Raw genomic sequence first — 21,162 nt, forward strand, 5'->3', positions numbered from 1 at the left:
ATGGCGCTCTCCCTGTACGTCGACACCGCGCGCTGGCGGGCGCACCAGAAGTCCGTGGTCGACCAGTTCCCGGGCATCGTCCCGGTCTGCAAGGGCAACGGCTACGGCTTCGGCCACGAGCGCCTGGCCGAGGAGGTGAACCGCTTCGGCTCGGACATCCTGGCGGTCGGCACCACCTACGAGGCCGCCCGTATCAAGGACTGGTTCGGCGGCGACCTGCTGGTGCTCACACCGTTCCGCCGGAGCGAGGAGCCGGTGCCGCTGCCGGACCGCGTGATCCGCTCGGTCTCCTCCGTGGACGGGGTGCACGCCCTCGTGGGCGCGCGCGTGGTCATCGAGTGCATGAGCTCGATGAAGCGCCACGGCATCAAGGAGGAGGAGCTCGGCATGCTCCACTCCGCCATCGAGGACGTACGGCTGGAGGGCTTCGCCCTGCACCTCCCGCTCGACCGCACCGACGGCTCCGACGCCGTCGAGGAGGTCATCGGCTGGATGGACCGGCTGCGGGCGGCCCGGCTGCCGCTGCACACCATGTTCGTCAGCCATCTGCGGGCCGAGGAGCAGGCGCGGCTGCAGCAGCAGTTCCCGCAGACCCGGTTCCGGGCGCGTATCGGCACGCGGCTGTGGCTCGGTGACCACGAGGCGACCGAGTACCGGGGCGCCGTCCTGGACGTCACCCGGGTCGCGAAGGGGGACCGTTTCGGCTACCGCCAGCAGAAGGCCGCCTCGGACGGCTGGCTGGTCGTGGTCGCGGGCGGCACCTCGCACGGCGTCGGCCTGGAGGCGCCCAAGGCGCTCCACGGGGTGATGCCGCGTGCCAAGGGCGTCGCCCGGGCCGGTCTGGCGACCGTCAACCGCAACCTGTCGCCGTTCGTCTGGGACGGCAAGCAGCGCTGGTTCGCGGAGCCGCCGCACATGCAGGTGTCGATCCTCTTCGTCCCCTCGGACTCCCAGGAGCCGCGCGTGGGTGACGAGCTGGTGGCCCATCTGCGGCACACCACGACGCAGTTCGACCGCATGGTCGACCGCTAGGCGCCGCGTCACCGCCCGGGACACGACGAAGGGCCCCCGCCACCGGCGGGGGCCCTTCGCGTCGCTACCAGCCGTCCTGGGCGCCCCGCTGCCCCGTTCCCCACTCCACCCGCGGCCCCTCGACCAGGGGAGCCGCGTGCCGGGGCGGATGCGCCGCCTGACCCAGGACGAAGACGTCCGGGGCGCCGTCGAGCACGCCTCCGGAGGGGTCGTCCGAGCCGTCACGCCGTACGCCGTCCCGTTCCGGCATCAGGATGTCCCGCACGATCACCGCGCACAGGTAGAGCGTCGTCAGCAGATGGGCGGCGATGGCCAGCTGGTAGCCCTCCGGCGGGAGTCCCTGGTGCTTCTCGCCGCTCATCGTGTACGCGAGGTACGTCCAGATCCCGAGGAAGTAGACGACCTCCCCCGCCTGCCAGATCAGGAAGTCGCGCCAGCGCGGCCGGGCCAGCGCGGCCAGCGGGATCAGCCACAGCACGTACTGCGGGGAGTAGACCTTGTTGGTCAAGATGAACGCGGCGACGACCAGGAAGGCGAGCTGGGCGAAGCGTGGACGGCGGGGGGCCGTGAGCGTCAGCGCCGCGATGCCCGCGCACAGCAGCACCATCAGCAGCGTCGCCAGGTTGTTCACCATGTCGACGTCCAGGGACTTGCCGGTGCGCTGCGAGATGATCAGCCAGAAGGAGCCGAAGTCGACGGACCGCTCCTGGCTGAAGGTGTAGAACTTCTTCCAGCCCTCGGGCGCCAGCAGCATCACCGGCACGTTCACCACCAGCCAGGCGCCCGCCGCCCCGAGCACGGCCGCCCCGCACTCCCGCCACTTCCCGGCCCGCCAGCACAGGAACAGCAGCGGCCCCAGCAGCAGCACGGGGTAGAGCTTGGCGGCCGTCGCCAGCCCGATGAGAATGCCGAAGGCGAGCGGGCGGCCGCGGGACCAGAGCAGCATGGCGGCGGCGGTCAGGGCGATGGCGAAGAGGTCCCAGTTGATCGTCGCGGTGAGGGCGAAGGCGGGCGCCAGGGCGACCAGCAGCGCGTCCCAGGGGCGGCGACGGTGCGTCCGCGCCACACAGACCGCGATGACGGCCGTGCAGGCCATCAGCATCCCCGCGTTGACCATCCAGTACATCTGCTCGCGGTGCTGCGTGCTGCCGCCGGACATCCACGACACCGGCCAGGAGGCCACCTCCATGAACAGCCCGGTCAGCACCGGGTATTCGAGGAAGTCCATGTCGCCGGAGAGCCGGTCGAAGTAGGGCACCTTCCCGTCGGCGAAGCCCCGGCCCACGTACAGGTGCGGGATATCGGAGTAGCAGGCGTGGGTGTACTGGGAGTTCACGCCCCGGAACCACGCCCACTCGTAGCAGGGGGCCTTCTGCGCCATCCCGAGGGCGAACATGCCAAGGGCGACCAGGGTGATCACCCGGACCGGGGTCAGCCAATGGCCCGCTCCCGAGGCCCAGCGGCCCATGGGACCGCCCAGCACCTCGCTGCCGGCCGCGGCGACCTCGTCCTGCTCCGTGGGGCGCACGACGGGTCCGGCGGACTTCCCCGGCCGGGTCTCGTACGCGCGGGCACTGGTCTCGCTCGTCATGCCGCACATCCTGCCGTACACCTCCGGGGAAATGCCGAGGGGCGATGTTTCACGTGTAACACCGCCCCCGGTTTCACGTGAAACATCGCCCCTGGCGTTCAGCCGCGTGCGCCGGGCCCGCTAGCCGTTGGGTCCCCCGAAGATGCTCCCCTGGGGGCCGCTGCCCGGTTTGGACTTACTGGGCGACGGGCTGCCGGAGGGCCCGCTGATGTCCCCGCTGGTAGCGCCCTGGTCCGTACCCGCGTCGGTACCCGCGTCCGTGCCGCCGGGGCCGCCGCCGCCGGGGCCGCCGCAGTTCCAGTCCCACTTGCCACAGGATTTGCTGGGCTTCGGGGTCGGGCGCGGGGTGAGCGACGGAGTGGGCGAGGGGCTGGCGGAGGGCGACGGCGAGTCCGACGGCGACGGGGAGGGGGTCGGGCTGGGCGACATGCCGCCGCCGAACACCTTCTCGCCGATCGGCTCGGGCGTCGGGAAGTCGACGGCCGGTACCCCGTTCAGCGCCTGCTCCATGTAGTCGTGCCAGATGGTCGACGGGAAGGACGCACCGTGGATCTTCTTCTGGCCGCCCGTCCCGAACATCGGCAGGAATTCGCGCTTCTTGCTGCTCTCGTTGTCGTCGAGGCGGTACATGCTGACCGCGGTCGAGAGCTGAGACGTGTACCCCACGAACCACGCGGAGCGGTTCTCGTCGGTGGTACCGGTCTTGCCCGCCACGTCACGGCCGCTGAGCTTGGCGTTGGTGCCGGTGCCCTTCTCGACCACGTTCTTCAGGACGTCCGTCACGTTGTCCGCAACCGCGGCGGAGAAGGCGCGGGAGGCCTTGTCCTCGTGCTTGTAGATGACGCCGCCCCGGCGCATGACCTTTTCGACCGAGTAGGCGTCGTGGTGCATCCCGCTGGTGGCGAAGGTGGCGTAGGCACCGGCCATCCGGATCGCGCTGGGGGAGGAGGTGCCGATGGAGAACGACGGCACGGTCGAGGACGCGAGGCTGTCCTTGCGGAGCCCCACCGCCAGAGCGACGTCCTTCACCTTGTCCGTGCCGACGTCCATGCCGAGCTGCACATAGGGCGTGTTCGCCGACTCCTGCATCGCGTACCGCAGGTCGATTGCGTAGCTCGGCGGGTTGTACGACTGGTTGCCGTCGTTGGTCTGCTTCCAGGGATCGCCGTTCTCGTTGGTCCAGACGCTCCCGTCGTAGTTCTTGATCTTCAGCTTGTTCATGCCGCTGTAGATGCTCTTCGGGGAGACCGGAGTGCGCTGCGACTCGCCCTGCTCCTTGGGACCCTTCGGGTCGCGCTTGCCGTACTCCATGGCGGCGGCCAGGACCAACGGCTTGAAGGTCGAGCCGACCTGCGCACCGGTCTGGTCGGCGTTGTTGGTGAAGTGCTTCGTCGCGTCCTCACCGCCGTAGATCGCCTTGATGGCGCCGGTCTTGTTGTCCACGGAGGCGGCACCGAACTGGACGAAGGTGTCGAGCGTCGGCCGCTTCTTCGTGTCGATGTTCTCCTTGCGGACCTTCTTCACGACCCCTTCGAGCGCCTGGACCTTCTTCTTGTCGAAGGTCGTGTGGATCTCGTAGCCGCCCTTGTCCAGGTCGCTGGCGGTGATGCCCTGGGTGTTGTTGTTGACGAAGTACGCCTTGGAGAGGCTGACCAGATAGCCGATCTGCCCGCTGAGCTGCGCGTTCTTCTTGGGCTTGTCGGGCATCGGGAAGGTCTTGTACTTCGCCCGCTCCGCCGCGGTCAGATGGCCGTCCTTCACCTCCTCGTCGAGGATCCAGGTCCACCGGTTCATGGCGTTCTTGGTGTTCTGCTGCGGGGTGGCCGCCGGGTCGATCTCGGTGGCGCCGGCGGGGTCGAAGTAGGTGGCGCCCTTGAGCAGCGAGGCGAGGAACGCGCACTGGCTCGGATCGAGGTCCTTGGCGTCCTTGCTGTAGTACGTACGGGCCGCCGCCTGCAGGCCGTAGGCACCGCGTCCGTAGTACGCGGTGTTCAGGTAGCCCGCCATGATCTCGCTCTTCTTCTTGGTCGCGCCGACCTTGATGGAGATGAAGAGCTCTTTGAACTTACGGGTCAGGGTCTGCGACTGGTCGTCGAGGCGGGCGTTCTTCACGTACTGCTGGGTGATCGTGGAGCCACCCTGGGTGTGGCCGCCCTTGGCCATGTTCACCAGGGCGCGCGCGATGCCCTGGGGGTCGACTCCGGAGTCCGTCTCGAAGGTCTTGTTCTCCGCCGAGATCACCGCGTACCGCATGGCGGCCGGGATCTTCTCGTAGGCGATGATCTGGCGGTTGACCTCGCCACCGGTCGCGACCATCTGGGACCCGTCGGCCCAGTAGTAGACGTTGTTCTCGGCCTGGGCCGCCTGGGCCACGTTCGGGACGCTCACCGTCCAGTAGGCGATGCCGATCGCGATCACCAGGGTGCCGAGGAAGCCCAGGCACAGCCCGCTGACCAGCTTCCACGAGGGCGTCCAGCGCCGCCACCCGTGCTTGCCGCGGCGCGGGTAGTCGATGAAGCGCTTCTTCCCCGGCCCCCGGTCGCCGGGACCCGGTCCGCCGCGGCGCCCGCCGGGGCCCGCCGGACCGCCGGGCCCGTCCACCCGTCTGCGCCCGGACCGCTGGGCGGCCCGTCGCGCCTCGGCTCGCCCACCGGCCTGCCGCTGCTCTCCGTACGCGCCGGAGGGGGACTCCGTGACGGAGTCCCGGGCGGAAGGCGCGCGGCGGCCGGACGGCTGCTGGGCAGCCCGCCGGGCCGCCGCGCGGCCCCCGCCTTGCGACTCCGGCGGTTTGCGACGGTGCTCGCTCATCGAACGACTACTCCTCGGGCAGGCGAGAGCGCCTGGAAGCGACTGGTGAGTTCCGGTCCCCCCGACAGACGGACCGGCCCTGCGCCGGGCCCGTCCGCCGTGCACCCGGTATGCCGATGGCGCGGTACGCGCCGACGCCCCCTGACGTCACTCGGCTCCCGGTGGTCTGCATGCCGCACAGACTACGCACGGTCAAAACCAGCCAGGGGTCGAAGTTCACCCCAAATCAGGCAACTTGCTTCCGATGAATTGACGATGTGACGCCGTTCACGATGGCCCCCCTTGTCGCAGGGGCTCCGCCGTTCTATCGTCAGGATGTATCGAGTCGATACATCAGCACGGCATAAAGGTCCGCGGCGGCAGAGGAGGCGAAGGGTGAGCAGACGCTCCGGCATCCTCGAATTCGCCGTTCTCGGCCTGCTTCGCGAGGCCCCGATGCACGGGTACGAGCTGCGCAAGCGGCTCAACACCTCACTGGGGATCTTCCGGGCCTTCAGTTACGGGACCCTCTACCCCTGCCTCAAGACGCTGGTCGCGAGCGGCTGGTTGATCGAGGAACCGGGCAGCGCTCCCGAAGACGCTCTCGCCGCTTCACTCGCAGGGCGCCGGGCCAAGATCGTCTACCGGTTGACGGCCGAGGGGAAGGAGCACTTCGAAGAACTGCTCTCCCACACCGGTCCCGACACCTGGGAGGACGAGCACTTCGCGGCACGTTTCGCCTTTTTCGGGCAGACGGAGCGCGAGGTGCGGATGCGCGTGCTGGAAGGTCGTCGCAGCCGGCTGGAGGAGCGCCTCGAGAAGATGCGCGCCTCCCTGGCCCGTACGCGCGAGCGCCTGGACGACTACACGCTTGAGCTGCAGCGGCACGGCATGGAGTCCGTGGAGCGCGAAGTGCGCTGGCTGAACGAGCTCATCGAGAGCGAGCGGGCGGGGCGGGATCAGCGATCCGGCCCGGCCACCGGCTCCGCTCAGCAGGACCACACATCAGGAGAGACGGGCGGCCTGCCCCGGCATCGGGACAGCACCCGGCCGGATCCGTCCGAGGACACCGCCAACTGAAGGCCCTGCGTCCGCAGGACTTCGTCGAGAACACACAGGGAGCAACCGGAATGGGTTCGGTTCGCGTAGCCATCGTCGGTGTAGGAAACTGCGCCGCCTCGCTGGTGCAGGGCGTCGAGTACTACAAGGACGCCGACCCGGCCGGCAAGGTGCCGGGTCTGATGCACGTCCAGTTCGGCGACTACCACGTCAAGGACGTGGAGTTCGTGGCCGCGTTCGACGTGGACGCCAAGAAGGTCGGCCTCGACCTCGCGGACGCCATCGGCGCCAGCGAGAACAACACCATCAAGATCTGCGACGTCCCGAACAAGGGCGTCACGGTCCAGCGTGGACACACCCACGACGGCCTGGGCAAGTACTACCGCCAGACCATCGAGGAGTCCGCCGAGGCCCCGGTCGACGTGGTCCAGGTCCTCAAGGACAAGCAGGTCGACGTTCTGGTCTGCTACCTCCCCGTGGGTTCCGAGGTCGCCGCGAAGTTCTACGCGCAGTGCGCCATCGACGCCAAGGTCGCGTTCGTCAACGCCCTTCCGGTCTTCATCGCCGGCACCAAGGAGTGGGCGGACAAGTTCACCGAGGCGGGCGTCCCGATCGTCGGCGACGACATCAAGTCCCAGGTCGGCGCCACCATCACGCACCGCGTCATGGCGAAGCTCTTCGAGGACCGCGGTGTCCGCCTGGAGCGCACCATGCAGCTGAACGTCGGCGGCAACATGGACTTCAAGAACATGCTCGAGCGTGAGCGCCTGGAGTCCAAGAAGATCTCGAAGACGCAGGCCGTCACCTCGCAGATCCGCGACCGCGAGCTGGGCGACAACAACGTCCACATCGGTCCCTCGGACTACGTGGCGTGGCTGGACGACCGCAAGTGGGCGTACGTGCGTCTCGAGGGCCGCGCCTTCGGTGACGTCCCGCTGAACCTCGAGTACAAGCTCGAGGTGTGGGACTCCCCGAACTCCGCGGGTGTCATCATCGACGCCGTGCGCGCCGCGAAGATCGCCAAGGACCGCGGCATCGGCGGCCCGATCCTCTCCGCGTCCTCGTACTTCATGAAGTCCCCGCCGGTGCAGTACTTCGACGACGAGGCCTACGAGAACGTCGAGAAGTTCATCAAGGGCGAGGTCGAGCGCTAAGTCGCTGCTTCCGTCCGCCTGTTGAGGGTCCCTGCGCCGCGCCGGCGCGGGGGCCCTCCGCGTATGTGACGCTTGCCCCCATGTCCGTCGTGCGTGATCTGCGCGTACTCCTGCGCCTGAGGAACTTCCGGCATCTGCTGGCCGTACGACTGCTCTCCCAGGCGTCGGACGGCGTCTACCAGGTCGCGCTCGCCACCCACGTCGTCTTCTCCCCCGAGAAGCAGACCTCGCCCGCGGCGATCGCCTCGGCCATGGCCGTGCTCCTGCTGCCCTATTCCGTCGTCGGCCCGTTCGCGGGCGTCCTGCTCGACCGCTGGCAGCGGCGCCAGGTCTTCCTCCACGGCAATCTGCTGCGGGCCCTGCTGGCCGGCTGCACCGCGCTGCTGCTGCTCGCCTCCGCGCCCGACGTGCTCTTCTACGCCTCCGCCCTCTGCGTCACCGCCGTCAACCGCTTCGTCCTGGCGGGGCTCTCGGCCGCACTGCCCCGCGTCGTGGACCAGGAGCGGCTGGTGATGGCCAACTCTCTCTCCCCGACCGCCGGAACGCTTGCCGCGACCGCGGGCGGCGGGCTTGCCTTCTGCGTACGGCTGGTGGTGCCGGTGGACGCCGCCGTCGTGCTGCTGGGCTCGCTCCTCTATCTGGCCGCTGCCCTGGGGTCGCTGCGGCTGCCGCCCGGGCTCCTGGGGCCCGACCCGGACGTGGCACGGCCCGGATTCGGCGCCGCGATCGGGACGACGGCGCGCGGACTCGCCGAGGGGCTGCGCCACGTGAGGGAGCGCCGGGTGGCCGCCCGCGTCCTGGCCGCGATGACGCTGATGCGCTTCTGCTACGGGGCGCTGACCGTGCTGGTGCTGATGCTCTGCCGGTACGCCTGGGCCGACGACACCTCGGACGGGCTGGCGCTGCTGGGGCTGGCCATGGGCGTCTCGAGCGCGGGGTTCTTCGCGGCGGCCGTGGTGACGCCGGGGGCGGTGGCGCGGCTGGGGCCGGCCCGGTGGATGGCGGTGTGCGCGGGGACGGCGGCGGTCCTGGAGCCCGCCCTGGGGCTGGGGTTCGCCCGTGGCCCCGTGCTGGTGGCCGCGTTCGTCCTGGGTCTCGTCACCCAGGGCGCGAAGATCTCCACGGACACCGTGGTGCAGTCCTCGGTGGACGACGCCTACCGCGGCCGGGTCTTCTCCCTGTACGACGTGCTCTTCAACGTCGCCTTCGTCGGCGCCGCGGCGGTTGCCGCGCTGATGCTGCCGCCTGACGGGAGGTCGGCCGTCCTGGTGGTCACGGTCTCCCTGGCCTACGCGGTGGTAGCGGTGTTTATGACCCGCTTTCAGCGCGGCTGAGTGTCACATCAGGGACACAGAGTCCTCGCCGATGACGGGGATGTCAGCCGGGACAGCTACCTTACGGGCGTCCTACATCATCTGTTTTCACCAAGGGGGAACCCCCACGTGTCCACTCCGCCGCCCCAGGGCCAGAACCCGTACGCGCCGCAGCCCCACGCTCCCTACGGACAGCCCCAGGGCGCAGCCCCGTACGCACAGCCGCAGGGCGGCGCACCGTACGGCCAGCCGGGTCAGCCGGGAGTCCCGCCGCAGCAGTCGCCCTACTTCAACCAGGACGGCATACCCCACGCGCCCGCGCCCGTCCCGCCGCGTCGCCGCAACATCAAGAAGATCGTCCGCATCGTCGTCATCGTGGGTGTCCTGAGCGCCGCGCTCGCGGCCTGGTACTCCAGCCGGCACGACGCCGACACCGCTAAGGTCGGCGACTGCATGAGCATCGGCAACCCTGACTCCACGACCAACCCGGACCTGAAGGTCGTGGACTGCGGCGACTCGAAGGCCAAGTTCAAGGTCGTGCAGAAGAAGGACGACGCCAGCGGCTGCGACACCACCAAGTACTCGCAGTACACGCAGAGGGGTGGCAGCAAGGACTTCACCCTCTGCCTGGAGAACTACAAGAAGTAGTCCCGGCAGCGGGCGAGGGGCGGTGTTTCACGTGAAACACCGCCCCTCGACGTACCGGGGAGCGCGATGTTTCACGTGAAACGGCGCGCGGGTTCCACGCGAAGGCACGGCCGGTGTTTCACGTGAAACCACGGCGCGTGTTTCACGTGAAACATGGCCCGGCCCGGTTCAGCCCTGCCCGGCCCACCACTCCTTGAGCGCCGCGACGGCCGCTTCGTGCTCCATCGGCCCGTTCTCCAGGCGCAGCTCCAGCATGTGCTTGTACGCCTGGCCGATCGCCGGACCAGGCCCGATGCCCAGGATCTCCTGGATCTGGTTGCCGTCGAGGTCCGGGCGGATCGAGTCGAGCTCCTCCTGCTCCTGGAGCTGCGCGATCCGCTCCTCCAGCCCGTCATAGGCCCGCGACAGCGCGGTCGCCTTGCGCTTGTTGCGCGTGGTGCAGTCCGAGCGGGTCAGCTTGTGCAGCCGGTCCAGGAGCGGCCCGCCGTCGCGTACGTAACGGCGCACCGCGGAGTCGGTCCACTCGCCCGTGCCGTAGCCGTGGAAGCGCAGATGCAGCTCCACCAGGCGCGAGACGTCCTTGACCATGTCGTTGGAGTACTTCAGCGCGGTCATGCGCTTCTTGGTCATCTTCGCGCCGACCACCTCGTGGTGGTGGAAGGAGACCCGGCCGTCCTGCTCGAACCGGCGCGTCCTGGGCTTGCCGATGTCGTGCAGCAGCGCGGCGAGGCGCAGCACCAGGTCCGGCCCGTCCTCCTCCAGGGCGATGGCCTGGTCCAGGACCGTGAGCGAGTGCTCGTAGACGTCCTTGTGCCGGTGGTGCTCGTCGCTCTCCAGCCGCAGCGCGGGAAGTTCGGGCAGCACATGGTCGGCGAGGCCCGTCTCCACGAGCAGCCGCAGGCCCTTGCGGGGGTGCGCCGAGATCAGCAGCTTGTTCAGCTCGTCCCGTACGCGCTCGGCGGAGACGATCTCGATCCGCTCGGCCATCGCCGTCATCGCGGCGACCACCTCGGGCGCCACCTCGAAGTCGAGCTGGGCCGCGAAGCGGGCGGCCCGCATCATGCGCAGCGGATCGTCGGAGAAGGACTCCTCCGGGGTGCCGGGGGTGCGCAGGACACGCTCCGCCAGGTCCTCCAGACCACCGTGCGGGTCGACGAACTCCTTCTCCGGGAGCGCCACGGCCATCGCGTTGACGGTGAAGTCACGGCGGACCAGGTCCTCCTCGATGGAGTCGCCGTAGGACACCTCGGGCTTGCGCGAGGTGCGGTCGTACGCCTCGGAGCGGTACGTCGTCACCTCGATCTGGTAGCCGTCCTTCTGGCAGCCGACCGTGCCGAACGCGATCCCGACCTCCCAGACCGCGTCCGCCCACGGGCGGACGATCCTCAGCACCGCCTCGGGGCGGGCATCGGTCGTGAAGTCCAGGTCGTTGCCGAGCCGGCCAAGGAGCGCGTCCCGCACCGAGCCGCCGACCAGGGCGAGCGAGAATCCGGCCTCCTGGAAGCGGCGGGCAAGATCGTCGGCGACCGGGGACACCCGCAGCAGTTCGCTGACCGCGCGGCGCTGCACCTGGCTCAGGGCGCTGGGATTGTCTTCATTGGCGTTCGGCACAACAAAAGAGGGTACGTGCCCGGCCGACCCGGGGCGTCACCGTTTCCGCCCGCCCCCGCCCTCACCGGCTCACGGGGTCCACGGAGCCCCGGGAGGCCGCCCCACCAGGCTCCCTGGCACACTCTTCCGATCATGTGGAGCAGTCCACGGCACTTCGCCACAGTCCACCTCGTTACCATGCGTGGACGCAGGAATCGACAACCACCGACACAGCTGACGACGACGAGGGACGGGCGACGCGTGGCCGAGGCGGCAGATTCTCAGGGGATGGGCCCCTCTCCTGCCCGCCGATGGTTGCGCCGCACAGCGGCGCTGCTCGTCGGCGCCCCCCTGATAGCCGGTCTGCTGTCCGGTACGGCCGCCACCACGGCGGCCCACGCCACCGCGGCGGCCGTACCGCACAAGGTGCCGCTCTCGCGCACGGTCCAGGTGACGCTCGACTCGATGGCCCCCAGCGCGCCCGTCAAGAGCGACACGCTGACGATCTCCGGCACGGTCACCAACACCGGCAGGCAGGCCGTCACCAGCGCCCATGTGGGTCTGCGGGTGGGCCAGCGGCTCAACGGCAGGACCGGCATCGACGAGGCCGCCCAGCGCGGTGGTGTCTCGCCGGGCCTGGACGGGGTGGAGGTCGACAAGTACACGGTCAAGTTCCCGAAGCTGGCCCCCGGGATCAGCCGTGACTTCACGCTCTCCGTGCCGGTGGCGAAGCTGGGTCTGGACGGCGACGGCGTCTACGCGCTGGGCGTCTCCGTCTCCGGGCAGACGGCGAGCCAGCCGTACGAGCAGGTCCTGGGCGGCCAGCGGACCTTCCTGCCGTGGCAGCCCGAGGCCGTCGACGGCAAGAAGTCGCAGCTCACCTACTTGTGGCCGCTGATGTCGTCCACCCACCTCACCGCCCAGACGGGCTCGGACGAGCAGCAGACGCCGGTCTTCGCCGACGACGAGCTGGCCGCGGAGCTCGCGCCCGGCGGCCGGCTGGAGCGGATGGTCGCGCTGGGCGACGAGCTGCCGGTCACCTGGGTGATCGACCCCGATCTGCTCGCCACCGTCGACGCGATGACCCGCAACTACCGGGTCAAGTCCGGCGACACCGACGTGCCCGGCTCCAACCAGGACGTCGCCAAGGAGTGGCTGGGCAAGCTGGAGGACGCGGTCCAGGGCCAGAAGGTCGTCGCCCTGCCGTTCGCCGACCCGGACCTCGCCTCGCTCGCCCACCGCGGCAAGGACGTCTCGGGCTCGCTGAGCCACCTCCAGGGCGCCACCGAGGTGGCCGAGAAGACCGTGGAGACCATCCTCCACGTGACGCCCTCGGTCGACTTCGCCTGGCCGGTGCAGGGCGCGGTCGACCCCTCCATCGTCGACGTGGCCACCTCGGCGGGCGCCCACAACGTGATCGCCCGCAGCGACAGCCTCCGCGAGACCGGCGGCCTCGCCTACTCGCCGTCGGCCGCCCGGCCCATCGGCGGCGGCACCACGGCCGTGGTCTCCGACGCCCGCCTCTCCACCGCGTTCGAGGGCGACATGTCCAGGGCCGGCACTTCCACGCTGGCCGTCCAGGAGTTCCTCGCCCAGACCCTGGCGATCACGCTCCAGGACACCGAGAAGCAGCGCAGCATCGTCGTCGCCCCGCAGCGGATGCCGTCCGCCAGCCAGGCCCAGACGATGGCGAGCGCCGTCCGCGCCCTGAGCGCGCAGCGCTGGACCCAGCCCCTCGACCTCACCGCCGCCGCCTCGGTCAAGCCGGACGCGCGCGCCACCGCCCGGGTGCCGTCCTCCTCCTCGTACCCCGGCTCGCTGCGCAGGCAGGAGCTGCCGGTGCAGGCGTTCCAGGACATGAAGAGCACCCAGGGCACCCTGGACAAGTTCCGGGTGGTCCTGACCGCCCCCGACCGTGTGGTCACGCCCTTCGGCAACGCCATCAACCGCGAGATGTCGACCTCCTGGCGCGACGACCGCGAAGGGGCCGTGATCTACCGGGCGGGGGTGCAGAGCTATCTCGACGGCCTCACCGGCGAGGTGCGGCTCATCCAGAAGTCCACGGCCACCATGTCGGGGCGCAGCGCCACGCTCGCCGTCACCGTGCAGAACCAGCTGGTCCAGCCCGTGGGCAACCTGGTGCTGCGCCTGGAGCCGAGCAACCCCTCCCGCCTCAAGGTGACCACCAACGAGGACGCCAACGGCGGGCAGCCGGTCAAGATCGACGGCGGCCACAGCCAGTCGGTGAAGTTCACCGCCACGGCGAACGCCAACGGCCCCGTCCAGGTGACCGCCCGGCTCTACACGCAGGACGGCACGCCGTACGGCGATCCGATGGAGTTCACGGTCAAGGTCTCCGAGATCACCCCGACCGTGATGCTGGTGATCGCGGGCGGCGTCCTGCTGCTCGTCCTCGCGGGTATCAGGATGTACACCCACCGCAAGCGGTCGACGGCCCTGAAGGAGACCGGCGAGGCGGACGCGGCGGAGGCGGCCGACGGTGACGATCCCGGGCAGCCGAGTGACCCGACACCGGACACCGGTCCGGAAAGCGGGGCCTCGCCCGGCACGGGTGAGAAAGTGGAGCATTGAGCTATCGCAATGCACCGCGGCCGGCCAGGCCGGGGACGACGAGGTGGGGTAACCATGAACGCGCCGTACGACGGTGACCGCGGGCAGGGCGCGGGCGGCGGCTCCGCGTCCTCCGGGAACACGCCCCCGGTGCCCCCCTACGCCGAGCAGGTGCCGCCGGTGCCTCCCTACGGCGAGCAGGTGCCCCCGCAGCAGCCCGCGCCCGACCCGTACTTCCAGGACGCCTACGGAAACGATCCGTACCGGGCGCAGGATCTGTACGCCCAGGATCCGGTGACCGAGGCGCTGTACGACCGCGCCGCGCACCCGCCGCCGCCCCCGGGCACCTACGCGGAGCCGCAGCCGCTCTACCAGCAGCCGCCCGCGCAGCAGTACGCGCCGGACCCCCGGATCTGGGCCCAGACCCCGCCGCCCGAGCCGGACGGCCCCTCGCGCCATCTGCCGTACGGCGACACGGCCGGCACCACGCAGTTCGTCGGCGTCGACGACCTGGTCACCCAGGCGGGCGAGGAGCCGCCCGAGCAGGACGCCTTCGCGTACCTCTACCGCGACCAGCAGGGCTCAGGACCGGCCCCGGCCTCCCCGGAGCCCGAGCCGCTGCCCGCCACGCCGCAGCAGAAGTCCGGTGGCCGCGCCTCCGGGCTGCTCAAGTCGAGCGCGGTCATGGCCGCGGGCACGCTCGTGTCGCGACTGACCGGGTTCGTCCGCAGCCTGGTGATCACGGCAGCGCTGGGCACCTCGGTGCTGGGTGACACCTACACCATCGCCTACACCCTGCCGACGATGATCTACATCCTCACCGTCGGCGGCGGCCTCAACTCGGTCTTCGTTCCGCAGCTGGTGCGGTCGATGAAGGACGACGAGGACGGCGGCGAGGCGTACGCCAACCGGCTGCTGACCCTCGTCATGGTGGCGCTCGGCGCCATCGTCGCCATCGTCGTCTTCGCGGCCCCGCTGCTGATCAAGCTGATGTCGGGGACCATCTCCGACGACACGGCCGCCAACAGCGTCGCCGTCTCCTTCGCCCGCTACTGCCTGCCCACGATCTTCTTCATGGGTGTGCACGTGGTGATGGGGCAGATCCTCAACGCCCGCGGCAAGTTCGGCGCGATGATGTGGACCCCGGTCCTCAACAACATCGTCATGATCGGCACGTTCGGCCTGTTCATCGGGGTGTACGGCACCTTCGGCGAGACCAGGATGGGCGTCCAGACGATCCCGCCGGAAGGCATCCGCCTGCTGGGCATCGGCACCCTGCTCGGCCTGGTCGTCCAGGCGCTGGCGATGATCCCGTACCTGCGGGAGACCGGCTTCCGCTTCCGGCCGCGCTTCGACTGGAAGGGCCACGGCCTGGGCAAGACGGTCCACCTCGCCAAGTGGACCGTGCTGTTCGTGCTCGCCAACCAGGCCGGTGTGCTCGTCGTGACCCAGCTCGCCACCGCGGCAGGCAAGGCCTCCGGGGAGCACGGAGCCGGCTTCCTCGCCTACTCCAACGCCCAGCTGATCTGGGGCATGCCGCAGGCGATCATCACGGTCTCGGTGATGGCGGCCCTGCTGCCGCGCATCTCCCGCGCCGCGCACGACAACGACCCGGGCGCGGTCCGCGACGACATCTCGCAGGGCCTGCGCAACTCGGCCGTCGCGATCGTCCCGGTCTCGTTCATGTTCCTCGCGCTCGGCGTCCCGATGTGCACCCTGCTGTACTCCACCAGCGGCCTCGAGGCCGGCCGGACCATGGGCTTCATCCTCATGGCGTTCGCGCTGGGCCTGATCCCGTACTCGGTCCAGTACGTCGTCCTGCGCGGCTTCTACGCGTACGAGGACACGCGGACGCCGTTCTACAACACGGTCATCGTGGCGGCGGTCAACGCCGCGGCCTCGGCCGCCTGCTATGTCGTCCTGCCCGCGCAGTGGGCGGTCGTGGGCATGGCGGGCGCCTATGGTCTGGCCTACGCCGTCGGCGTGGGGGTCGCCTGGCGCCGGCTGCGCAACCGGCTCGGCGGCGACCTGGACGGGGCGCGTGTGCTGCGTACGTACGCGAGGCTCTCCCTGGCGGCCGTACCGGCGGCGGTGGTCGGCGGCGCGCTCGGCTTCGTCGTCCTCAAGGCCGTCGGCCAGGGGGCGCTCGGCTCGCTGGCCGCGCTCGTGGTGGGCGGGACGGCCCTGCTCCTGGTCTTCTTCGTCGCGGCGAAGAAGATGCGGATCGAGGAGCTCAACTCCATGGTCGGAATGGTGCGCGGGCGCCTCGGACGCTGAGTGCGGCAGCCCGCGCACAACCATCGTCCGCCGCCGCGTGTCGTGCATAGCGCCGGACTGTGGGCACAATTGGCAGGACTTTGCATGGCTGGCCGACAGCACGCAACGGATGGGGAGGCAGGAACGACGGTGGCGGAACGTAGCACGGCTGCCGTCGACGTGGCCGACAACAGCGGCGACAACCCGCTGACCGCCAAGGCGGACGGGGCCACGACCGACGGGGTGGCGGAATCCATCGACACGGCAGACACAGCGGAGCAGGGCACCGGCGACACGGGCGGTGAACGAAAGCCCGCCGAGCCCTCCATCGCCACACCGGAGCTGCACAGCGGCCACAAGCTCGCCAGACGCTATCGGCTCGAAGAGTGCGTCACCCGTCTGGACGGTTTCAGCAGTTGGAGAGCGGTCGACGAAAAGCTCCGCCGCGCCGTCGGCGTCCATCTGCTCCCGGCGGACCATCCGCGGGCGCGTTCCGTCCTCGCGGCCGCCCGTTCGTCCGCCCTCCTGGGGGATCCGCGCTTCGTCCAGGTCCTGGACGCGGTGGAGGAGAACGACCTCGTCTACGTGGTCCACGAGTGGCTGCCGGACGCCACGGAGCTGACGGCACTCCTCGCCGCCGGCCCGCTGGAGCCGCACGACGCCTACCAGCTGGTCACCCAGGTGTCCCAGGCCATGGCCGCGGCCCATCGCGAGGGCCTCGCCCATCTGCGGCTGACCCCCGGCGCGGTCCTGCGGACCTCCTCGGGCCAGTACCGCATCCGCGGGCTCGCGGTGAACGCCGCGCTGCGGGGCATCACCTCCGACACGCCCCAGCGCACCGACACCGAGGCGATCGGCGCCCTGCTGTACGCCTCGCTGACCCAGCGCTGGCCGTACGACAGCGACGCCTACGGCCTGCACGGCCTGCCCAAGGGCGTCGGTCTCATCGCTCCCGACCAGGTGCGCGCGGGCGTCCACCGAGGCCTGTCCGAGCTCGCCATGCGGGCGCTGGTCAACGACGGTGCCACCGCCTCGCGCCAGGAGCCGGCCTGCACCACGCCGGACGAGCTGGTCAAGGCCGTCTCGGCGATGCCGCGCATCCGGCCGCCGGAGCCCGCCTTCACCGCGCCGCCCGAGTACCAGCGCACCACCTACCAGCAGGGCACCTACGGCCGCCCGCCCGCGGGCCCGCACCCCGCTGTCACCCAGGTCGTGCCCGCTCCGCCGCCCGCCCTCCAGGGGCGTACCGGCAAGGCGATCAAGTGGGCCGTCTCGGCGCTGCTGATCGCCGCGCTCGGCCTGGGCAGCTGGCAGCTCGCGGACTCGCTCCTGAGCCACGAGAAGGGCTCCGGCGAGTCCGGGACGACCCAGCAGCCGAACAAGAGCGAGGGCGACAAGCCGAAGGCACCGATGCCGCTGCGCATCCAGGGCGCCCAGGAGTACGCCCCGGACGGCAAGCCGCAGAACGCCAAGGACGTGGGCAACACCTACGACGGTGACACCTCCACGTACTGGCGCTCCAAGAGCTACGTCGGCGGCCCCAGGCTCGCCCCCTTCAAGCAGGGCATCGGCATCGTCTACGACCTCGGGTCCGAGAAGGACGTCTCGACGGCCTCGATAGGGCTCCGGTACGAGGGCGACCACACGACGCTGACGCTCTACGCGGTCAACTCCCTGTCGCCGAGCACGCCGGTCGACTCCATGAAGCAGATCGCCACCACGACGACGAGCGGCACCTCCGCCGCTCTCAAGGTGAAGAAGCCGGTCAAGACCCGCTATGTCCTTCTGTGGATCACGGCGGCGCCCTACGCTGCCACCGACGAGTTCAGCGGTTCCGGTTTCAAGCAGGCCATAACGGACGTCAAGTTCACCGGCTGACCCTGCCGGGCCCGGTTCGGCGAACCGGGCCCGGCAGGGATATCCGACAGCGCGGGGAGGGGGCTCATCGTTGGACGACGCCGCGTACGGCGACACGAGCGACCAGGACCTCCTGGCACGCCATGTCGACGGTGACGCCGACGCCTTCGGCGAGCTGGTCCGGCGCCACCGGGACAGACTCTGGGCGGTCGCCCTGCGGACGCTGGGCGACCGCGAGGAGGCCGCCGACGCCGTCCAGGACGCCCTCGTGTCCGCCTACCGGGCCGCCCACACCTTCCGCGGCCAGTCGGCCGTGACGACCTGGCTGCACCGGATCACCGTGAACGCCTGCCTGGACCGGGCCCGCAAGGCCGCGTCCCGCAAGACCTCGCCGGTCGACGACGCGGAACGCCTGGAGCTGCTCCTGGAGCCCCATGAGTCGGCCGAGGCCCCGGCGGAGCGCCAGGACCTCCAGCGGCAGCTGGTGAAGGCCCTGGGGACGCTTCCGGCGGAACAGCGCGCGGCCCTGGTCCTCGTCGACATGCAGGGCTACCCGGTGGCCGAGGCGGCGGAGATCCTCGACGTGCCCGTCGGCACGGTCAAGAGCCGCTGCGCCCGGGGCCGGGCGCGGCTGCAACCCCTGCTCGGCCACCTGCGCGGTGATACGGACGACACGGGGGATAGCCAGGAGGGTGGTGGGGGAAGGAACCGGACGCCGGGGACATCCGTCCCACCTGCGTCGGGACAAAGGGATGCGGGACCGCAAGATCCTGCTGCTGTGAAGGGCGGAGGTGGGCGCACGTGACATCCACGGCCGACATGGCTCAGCACCCGGACGTCTCGGAGATCTCCGACCTCCACGAGGGCCTGCTGCCCCCCTCCCGTGCCGCCGCCGTTCGCCGGCACCTGGACGGCTGCGCCCTCTGCGCCGACGTCCACGCCTCCCTGACGGAGATCCGCGACCTCCTCGGCACCCTGCCCGGACCGCCGCGCATGCCCGCCGACATCGCGGGGCGGATCGACGCGGCACTGGCCGCCGAGGCGCTCCTCGACGCCACGGCGCCCACCGGGACGCCCGTCCCCGTCGGAGCGACGGCGGTGTCTTCCTCCATGAGTGAGCTTCCCGGGGTGGAGACGGGCGACGGCGCGGCGCGTGTTTCACGTGAAACATCGCTCGGCGGCGACCCGGCGGAGGCTCCCGCCGCGGACCGGCCGGCCGGGCATCCCAGGGCCGCCACCGGACCGGGCCGAAGGCGCACCCCCCGGCGGCGGCGCAACGCGGTGCTCGGGGCCGTCTTCGGTGCCGCGGCGCTCGGCGTGGGTGTCCTCCTCGTGCAGACGTGGCAGTCCTCCGACGGCTCCCAGGCCGACAAGTCCGTCACCGCCTCACCCCGGGTGGACGGGCCCGACCTCTCCGCCGCCTCCCTCGCCGGTCAGGTGCGGACCCTGCTGTCCTCCCAGCCGGCCGGGCAGAGCGACGGGATCTCTCCGTCCGGCAAGAAGCCCAGTCTCGGGGTGACATCGGACTCACCGAAGCTCGCCACCGAGGTCTCCGTGCCGACGTGCGTCCAGGCCGGCACCGGCCGCACCGCGCAGGCCCCGCTCGCCGCGGAGACCGGTGACTACCGGGGGACCCGGGCGTATCTGGTCGTCTTCCCGCATCCCACGGACGCCTCGCAGGTCCAGGCGTACGTCGTCGACGCGGCCTGCGAGAGCGCGGGGCCCGACGCCAAGGGCAAGCTGCTGCTGACCCACGTCTATCCCCGTCGGTGAGACGCTCCGGGAATGCTCGCCCCGTAGGATCCGTTGGGTGGGGTGAGAGTCCTGGACCGGGCCCCGGTAGGCAGTAGGCAGTCCGCAGAGACGAGGAAGAAACCCGTGAGCGACGTCCGTAACGTGATCATCATTGGCTCCGGGCCGGCCGGCTACACGGCCGCGCTCTACACCGCGCGTGCGTCGCTTCAGCCGCTGGTGTTCGAGGGCGCCGTCACCGCCGGCGGTGCGCTGATGAACACCACCGAGGTGGAGAACTTCCCCGGCTTCCGTGACGGCATCATGGGCCCCGACCTCATGGACAACATGCGGGCGCAGGCCGAGCGCTTCGGCGCCGAGCTCGTTCCGGACGACATCGTGGCCGTCGACCTCAGCGGCGAGGTCAAGACCGTCACGGACACCGCCGGCACCGTCCACCGCGCCAAGGCCGTGATCGTCACCACCGGCTCCCAGCACCGCAAGCTCGGGCTGCCGAACGAGGACAAGCTCTCGGGCCGCGGTGTCTCGTGGTGTGCCACCTGCGACGGGTTCTTCTTCAAGGACCAGGACATCGCCGTGGTCGGCGGCGGCGACACCGCGATGGAGGAGGCGACCTTCCTCTCGCGCTTCGCCAAGTCGGTCACCATCGTCCACCGCCGGGACAGCCTGCGCGCCTCCAAGGCGATGCAGGAGCGTGCCTTCGCCGACCCGAAGATCAAGTTCGCCTGGGACAGCGAGGTCGCCGAGATCCACGGCGACCAGAAGCTCTCGCACCTGACCCTGCGCAACACCAAGACGGGCGAGACCTCCGAGCTCGCGGTGACCGGCCTCTTCATCGCCGTCGGCCACGACCCGCGCACCGAGCTCTTCAAGGGCCAGCTCGACCTGGACGACGAGGGCTACCTCAAGGTCGCCGCGCCCTCCACCCGCACCAACCTGACCGGTGTCTTCGGCGCCGGTGACGTGGTGGACCACACCTACCGCCAGGCGATCACCGCCGCCGGTACGGGCTGTTCCGCCGCTCTCGACGCCGAGCGCTTCCTGGCCGCGCTCGCCGACGGCGAGAAGGCCGGCGCGACCGCCGTCTGATCCCCCCGCTCTTCCTCACCACCCCCTCACCCACACCCCGCAAGGAGGCTGCCGTGGCCGGCACCCTGAAGAACGTGACCGACGCCGACTTCGATGAGGTCGTCCTCAAGAGCGACAAGCCCGTCCTCGTCGACTTCTGGGCGGCGTGGTGCGGCCCGTGCCGTCAGATCGCCCCGTCCCTGGAGGCCATCGCGGAGGAGCACGGCGACCAGATCGAGATCGTCAAGCTCAACATCGACGAGAACCCGGCCACCGCCGCCAAGTACGGCGTGATGTCCATCCCGACCCTGAACGTCTACCAGGGCGGCGAGGTGGCCAAGACGATCGTCGGCGCCAAGCCGAAGGCCGCTCTGCTGCGCGACCTCGACGGCTTCATCGGCCAGTAAGTCGCCGCCGTTGTTTCACGTGAAACAACGGATACGGGCCCGGCCCCCTCGGGGGTCGGGCCCGTTCGCGTTTCCGG

The 21,162-nt window shown here is 70.3% G+C and carries 15 protein-coding genes; 12 read left to right on the forward strand and 3 right to left on the reverse strand.

From position 1 onward, the window contains the following. Positions 1 to 1,032, forward strand: a complete 1,032-nt coding sequence (locus AC069K_RS11015) for an alanine racemase (RefSeq protein WP_365102717.1) — start codon at positions 1 to 3, stop codon at positions 1,030 to 1,032. 64 nt (positions 1,033 to 1,096) lie between these two features. Here AC069K_RS11015 and AC069K_RS11020 read toward each other — a convergent pair whose 3' ends face one another. Both AC069K_RS11020 and AC069K_RS11025 read right to left on the reverse strand, forming a co-directional pair. Continuing rightward, entirely contained in the window at positions 1,097 to 2,623 is a 1,527-nt protein-coding gene (locus AC069K_RS11020; RefSeq protein ID WP_478614577.1) for a glycosyltransferase family 87 protein, read from the reverse strand. A gap of 120 nt (positions 2,624 to 2,743) precedes the next feature. After that, positions 2,744 to 5,431, reverse strand: a complete 2,688-nt coding sequence (locus AC069K_RS11025; protein ID WP_365102723.1) for a transglycosylase domain-containing protein — start codon at positions 5,429 to 5,431, stop codon at positions 2,744 to 2,746. Between the two features lie 375 nt (positions 5,432 to 5,806). Between AC069K_RS11025 and AC069K_RS11030 the strand changes: the two genes are divergently transcribed. From AC069K_RS11030 to AC069K_RS11045, 4 genes are all read left to right on the forward strand, one after another. Continuing rightward, positions 5,807 to 6,490 (forward strand): PadR family transcriptional regulator, encoded by a 684-nt coding sequence (locus AC069K_RS11030; protein ID WP_188276669.1) that lies wholly within the window; start codon positions 5,807 to 5,809, stop codon positions 6,488 to 6,490. Between the two features lie 50 nt (positions 6,491 to 6,540). Continuing rightward, on the forward strand, positions 6,541 to 7,623 hold the full coding sequence (locus AC069K_RS11035) for an inositol-3-phosphate synthase (RefSeq protein ID WP_358833447.1): 1,083 nt from the start codon (positions 6,541 to 6,543) through the stop codon (positions 7,621 to 7,623). 80 nt (positions 7,624 to 7,703) lie between these two features. Next, entirely contained in the window at positions 7,704 to 8,957 is a 1,254-nt protein-coding gene (locus AC069K_RS11040; RefSeq protein ID WP_478614582.1) for an MFS transporter, read from the forward strand. A 108-nt stretch (positions 8,958 to 9,065) separates the two neighbouring features. Then, positions 9,066 to 9,584, forward strand: coding sequence for an LppU/SCO3897 family protein (locus tag AC069K_RS11045; protein ID WP_365102729.1), 519 nt, complete (start codon positions 9,066 to 9,068; stop codon positions 9,582 to 9,584). Positions 9,585 to 9,752: 168 nt separating this feature from the next. On the opposite strand, the gene AC069K_RS11050 is transcribed toward AC069K_RS11045, so the two are convergent. Continuing rightward, on the reverse strand, positions 9,753 to 11,195 hold the full coding sequence (locus AC069K_RS11050; RefSeq protein WP_478614585.1) for a CCA tRNA nucleotidyltransferase: 1,443 nt from the start codon (positions 11,193 to 11,195) through the stop codon (positions 9,753 to 9,755). Positions 11,196 to 11,435: 240 nt separating this feature from the next. Here AC069K_RS11050 and AC069K_RS11055 point away from each other — a divergent pair, with 240 nt between their 5' ends. The 7 genes from AC069K_RS11055 to trxA all read left to right on the forward strand — a co-directional run bounded on the left by AC069K_RS11055 (position 11,436) and on the right by trxA (position 21,085). After that, complete coding sequence (locus AC069K_RS11055) at positions 11,436 to 13,766, forward strand: DUF6049 family protein (protein WP_478614587.1); 2,331 nt, start codon at positions 11,436 to 11,438, stop codon at positions 13,764 to 13,766. Positions 13,767 to 13,820: 54 nt separating this feature from the next. After that, on the forward strand, positions 13,821 to 16,022 hold the full coding sequence (gene murJ / locus AC069K_RS11060; protein WP_365102736.1) for a murein biosynthesis integral membrane protein MurJ: 2,202 nt from the start codon (positions 13,821 to 13,823) through the stop codon (positions 16,020 to 16,022). Between the two features lie 129 nt (positions 16,023 to 16,151). Continuing rightward, the gene (locus AC069K_RS11065; protein WP_478614590.1) at positions 16,152 to 17,879 is read left to right on the forward strand and encodes a protein kinase family protein; all 1,728 of its coding nucleotides are present in this window, start codon (positions 16,152 to 16,154) and stop codon (positions 17,877 to 17,879) included. 70 nt (positions 17,880 to 17,949) lie between these two features. Then, a complete protein-coding gene (sigM, locus tag AC069K_RS11070) occupies positions 17,950 to 18,663 on the forward strand; it encodes an RNA polymerase sigma factor SigM (RefSeq protein WP_365102739.1) in 714 nt (237 codons plus the stop codon). Further along, entirely contained in the window at positions 18,660 to 19,631 is a 972-nt protein-coding gene (locus AC069K_RS11075; RefSeq protein WP_478614593.1) for an anti-sigma factor family protein, read from the forward strand. The genes sigM and AC069K_RS11075 overlap by 4 nt, the downstream gene beginning before the upstream one ends. 105 nt (positions 19,632 to 19,736) lie before the next feature. Further along, positions 19,737 to 20,699 carry a thioredoxin-disulfide reductase gene (trxB, locus tag AC069K_RS11080; protein WP_365102744.1) on the forward strand — a complete coding sequence of 321 codons (963 nt, stop codon included), beginning with the start codon at positions 19,737 to 19,739 and terminating at the stop codon, positions 20,697 to 20,699. Positions 20,700 to 20,752: 53 nt separating this feature from the next. Continuing rightward, on the forward strand, positions 20,753 to 21,085 hold the full coding sequence (gene trxA, locus AC069K_RS11085) for a thioredoxin (RefSeq protein ID WP_365102747.1): 333 nt from the start codon (positions 20,753 to 20,755) through the stop codon (positions 21,083 to 21,085). The last annotated feature ends 77 nt before the right edge of the window (positions 21,086 to 21,162 follow it).

Source organism: Streptomyces sp. NPDC043908, assembly GCF_056435525.1.

What these genes read in the sequence shown, in the direction of transcription:
- AC069K_RS11015 (WP_365102717.1), top strand. Translation starts at nt 1, where the DNA reads ATGGCGCTCTCCCTGTACGTCGACACCGCGCGCTGGCGGGCGCACCAG.
- AC069K_RS11020 (WP_478614577.1), bottom strand. Translation starts at nt 2,623, where the DNA reads ATGACGAGCGAGACCAGTGCCCGCGCGTACGAGACCCGGCCGGGGAAG.
- AC069K_RS11040 (WP_478614582.1), top strand. Translation starts at nt 7,704, where the DNA reads ATGTCCGTCGTGCGTGATCTGCGCGTACTCCTGCGCCTGAGGAACTTC.
- AC069K_RS11025 (WP_365102723.1), bottom strand. Translation starts at nt 5,431, where the DNA reads ATGAGCGAGCACCGTCGCAAACCGCCGGAGTCGCAAGGCGGGGGCCGC.
- AC069K_RS11035 (WP_358833447.1), top strand. Translation starts at nt 6,541, where the DNA reads ATGGGTTCGGTTCGCGTAGCCATCGTCGGTGTAGGAAACTGCGCCGCC.
- murJ (WP_365102736.1), top strand. Translation starts at nt 13,821, where the DNA reads ATGAACGCGCCGTACGACGGTGACCGCGGGCAGGGCGCGGGCGGCGGC.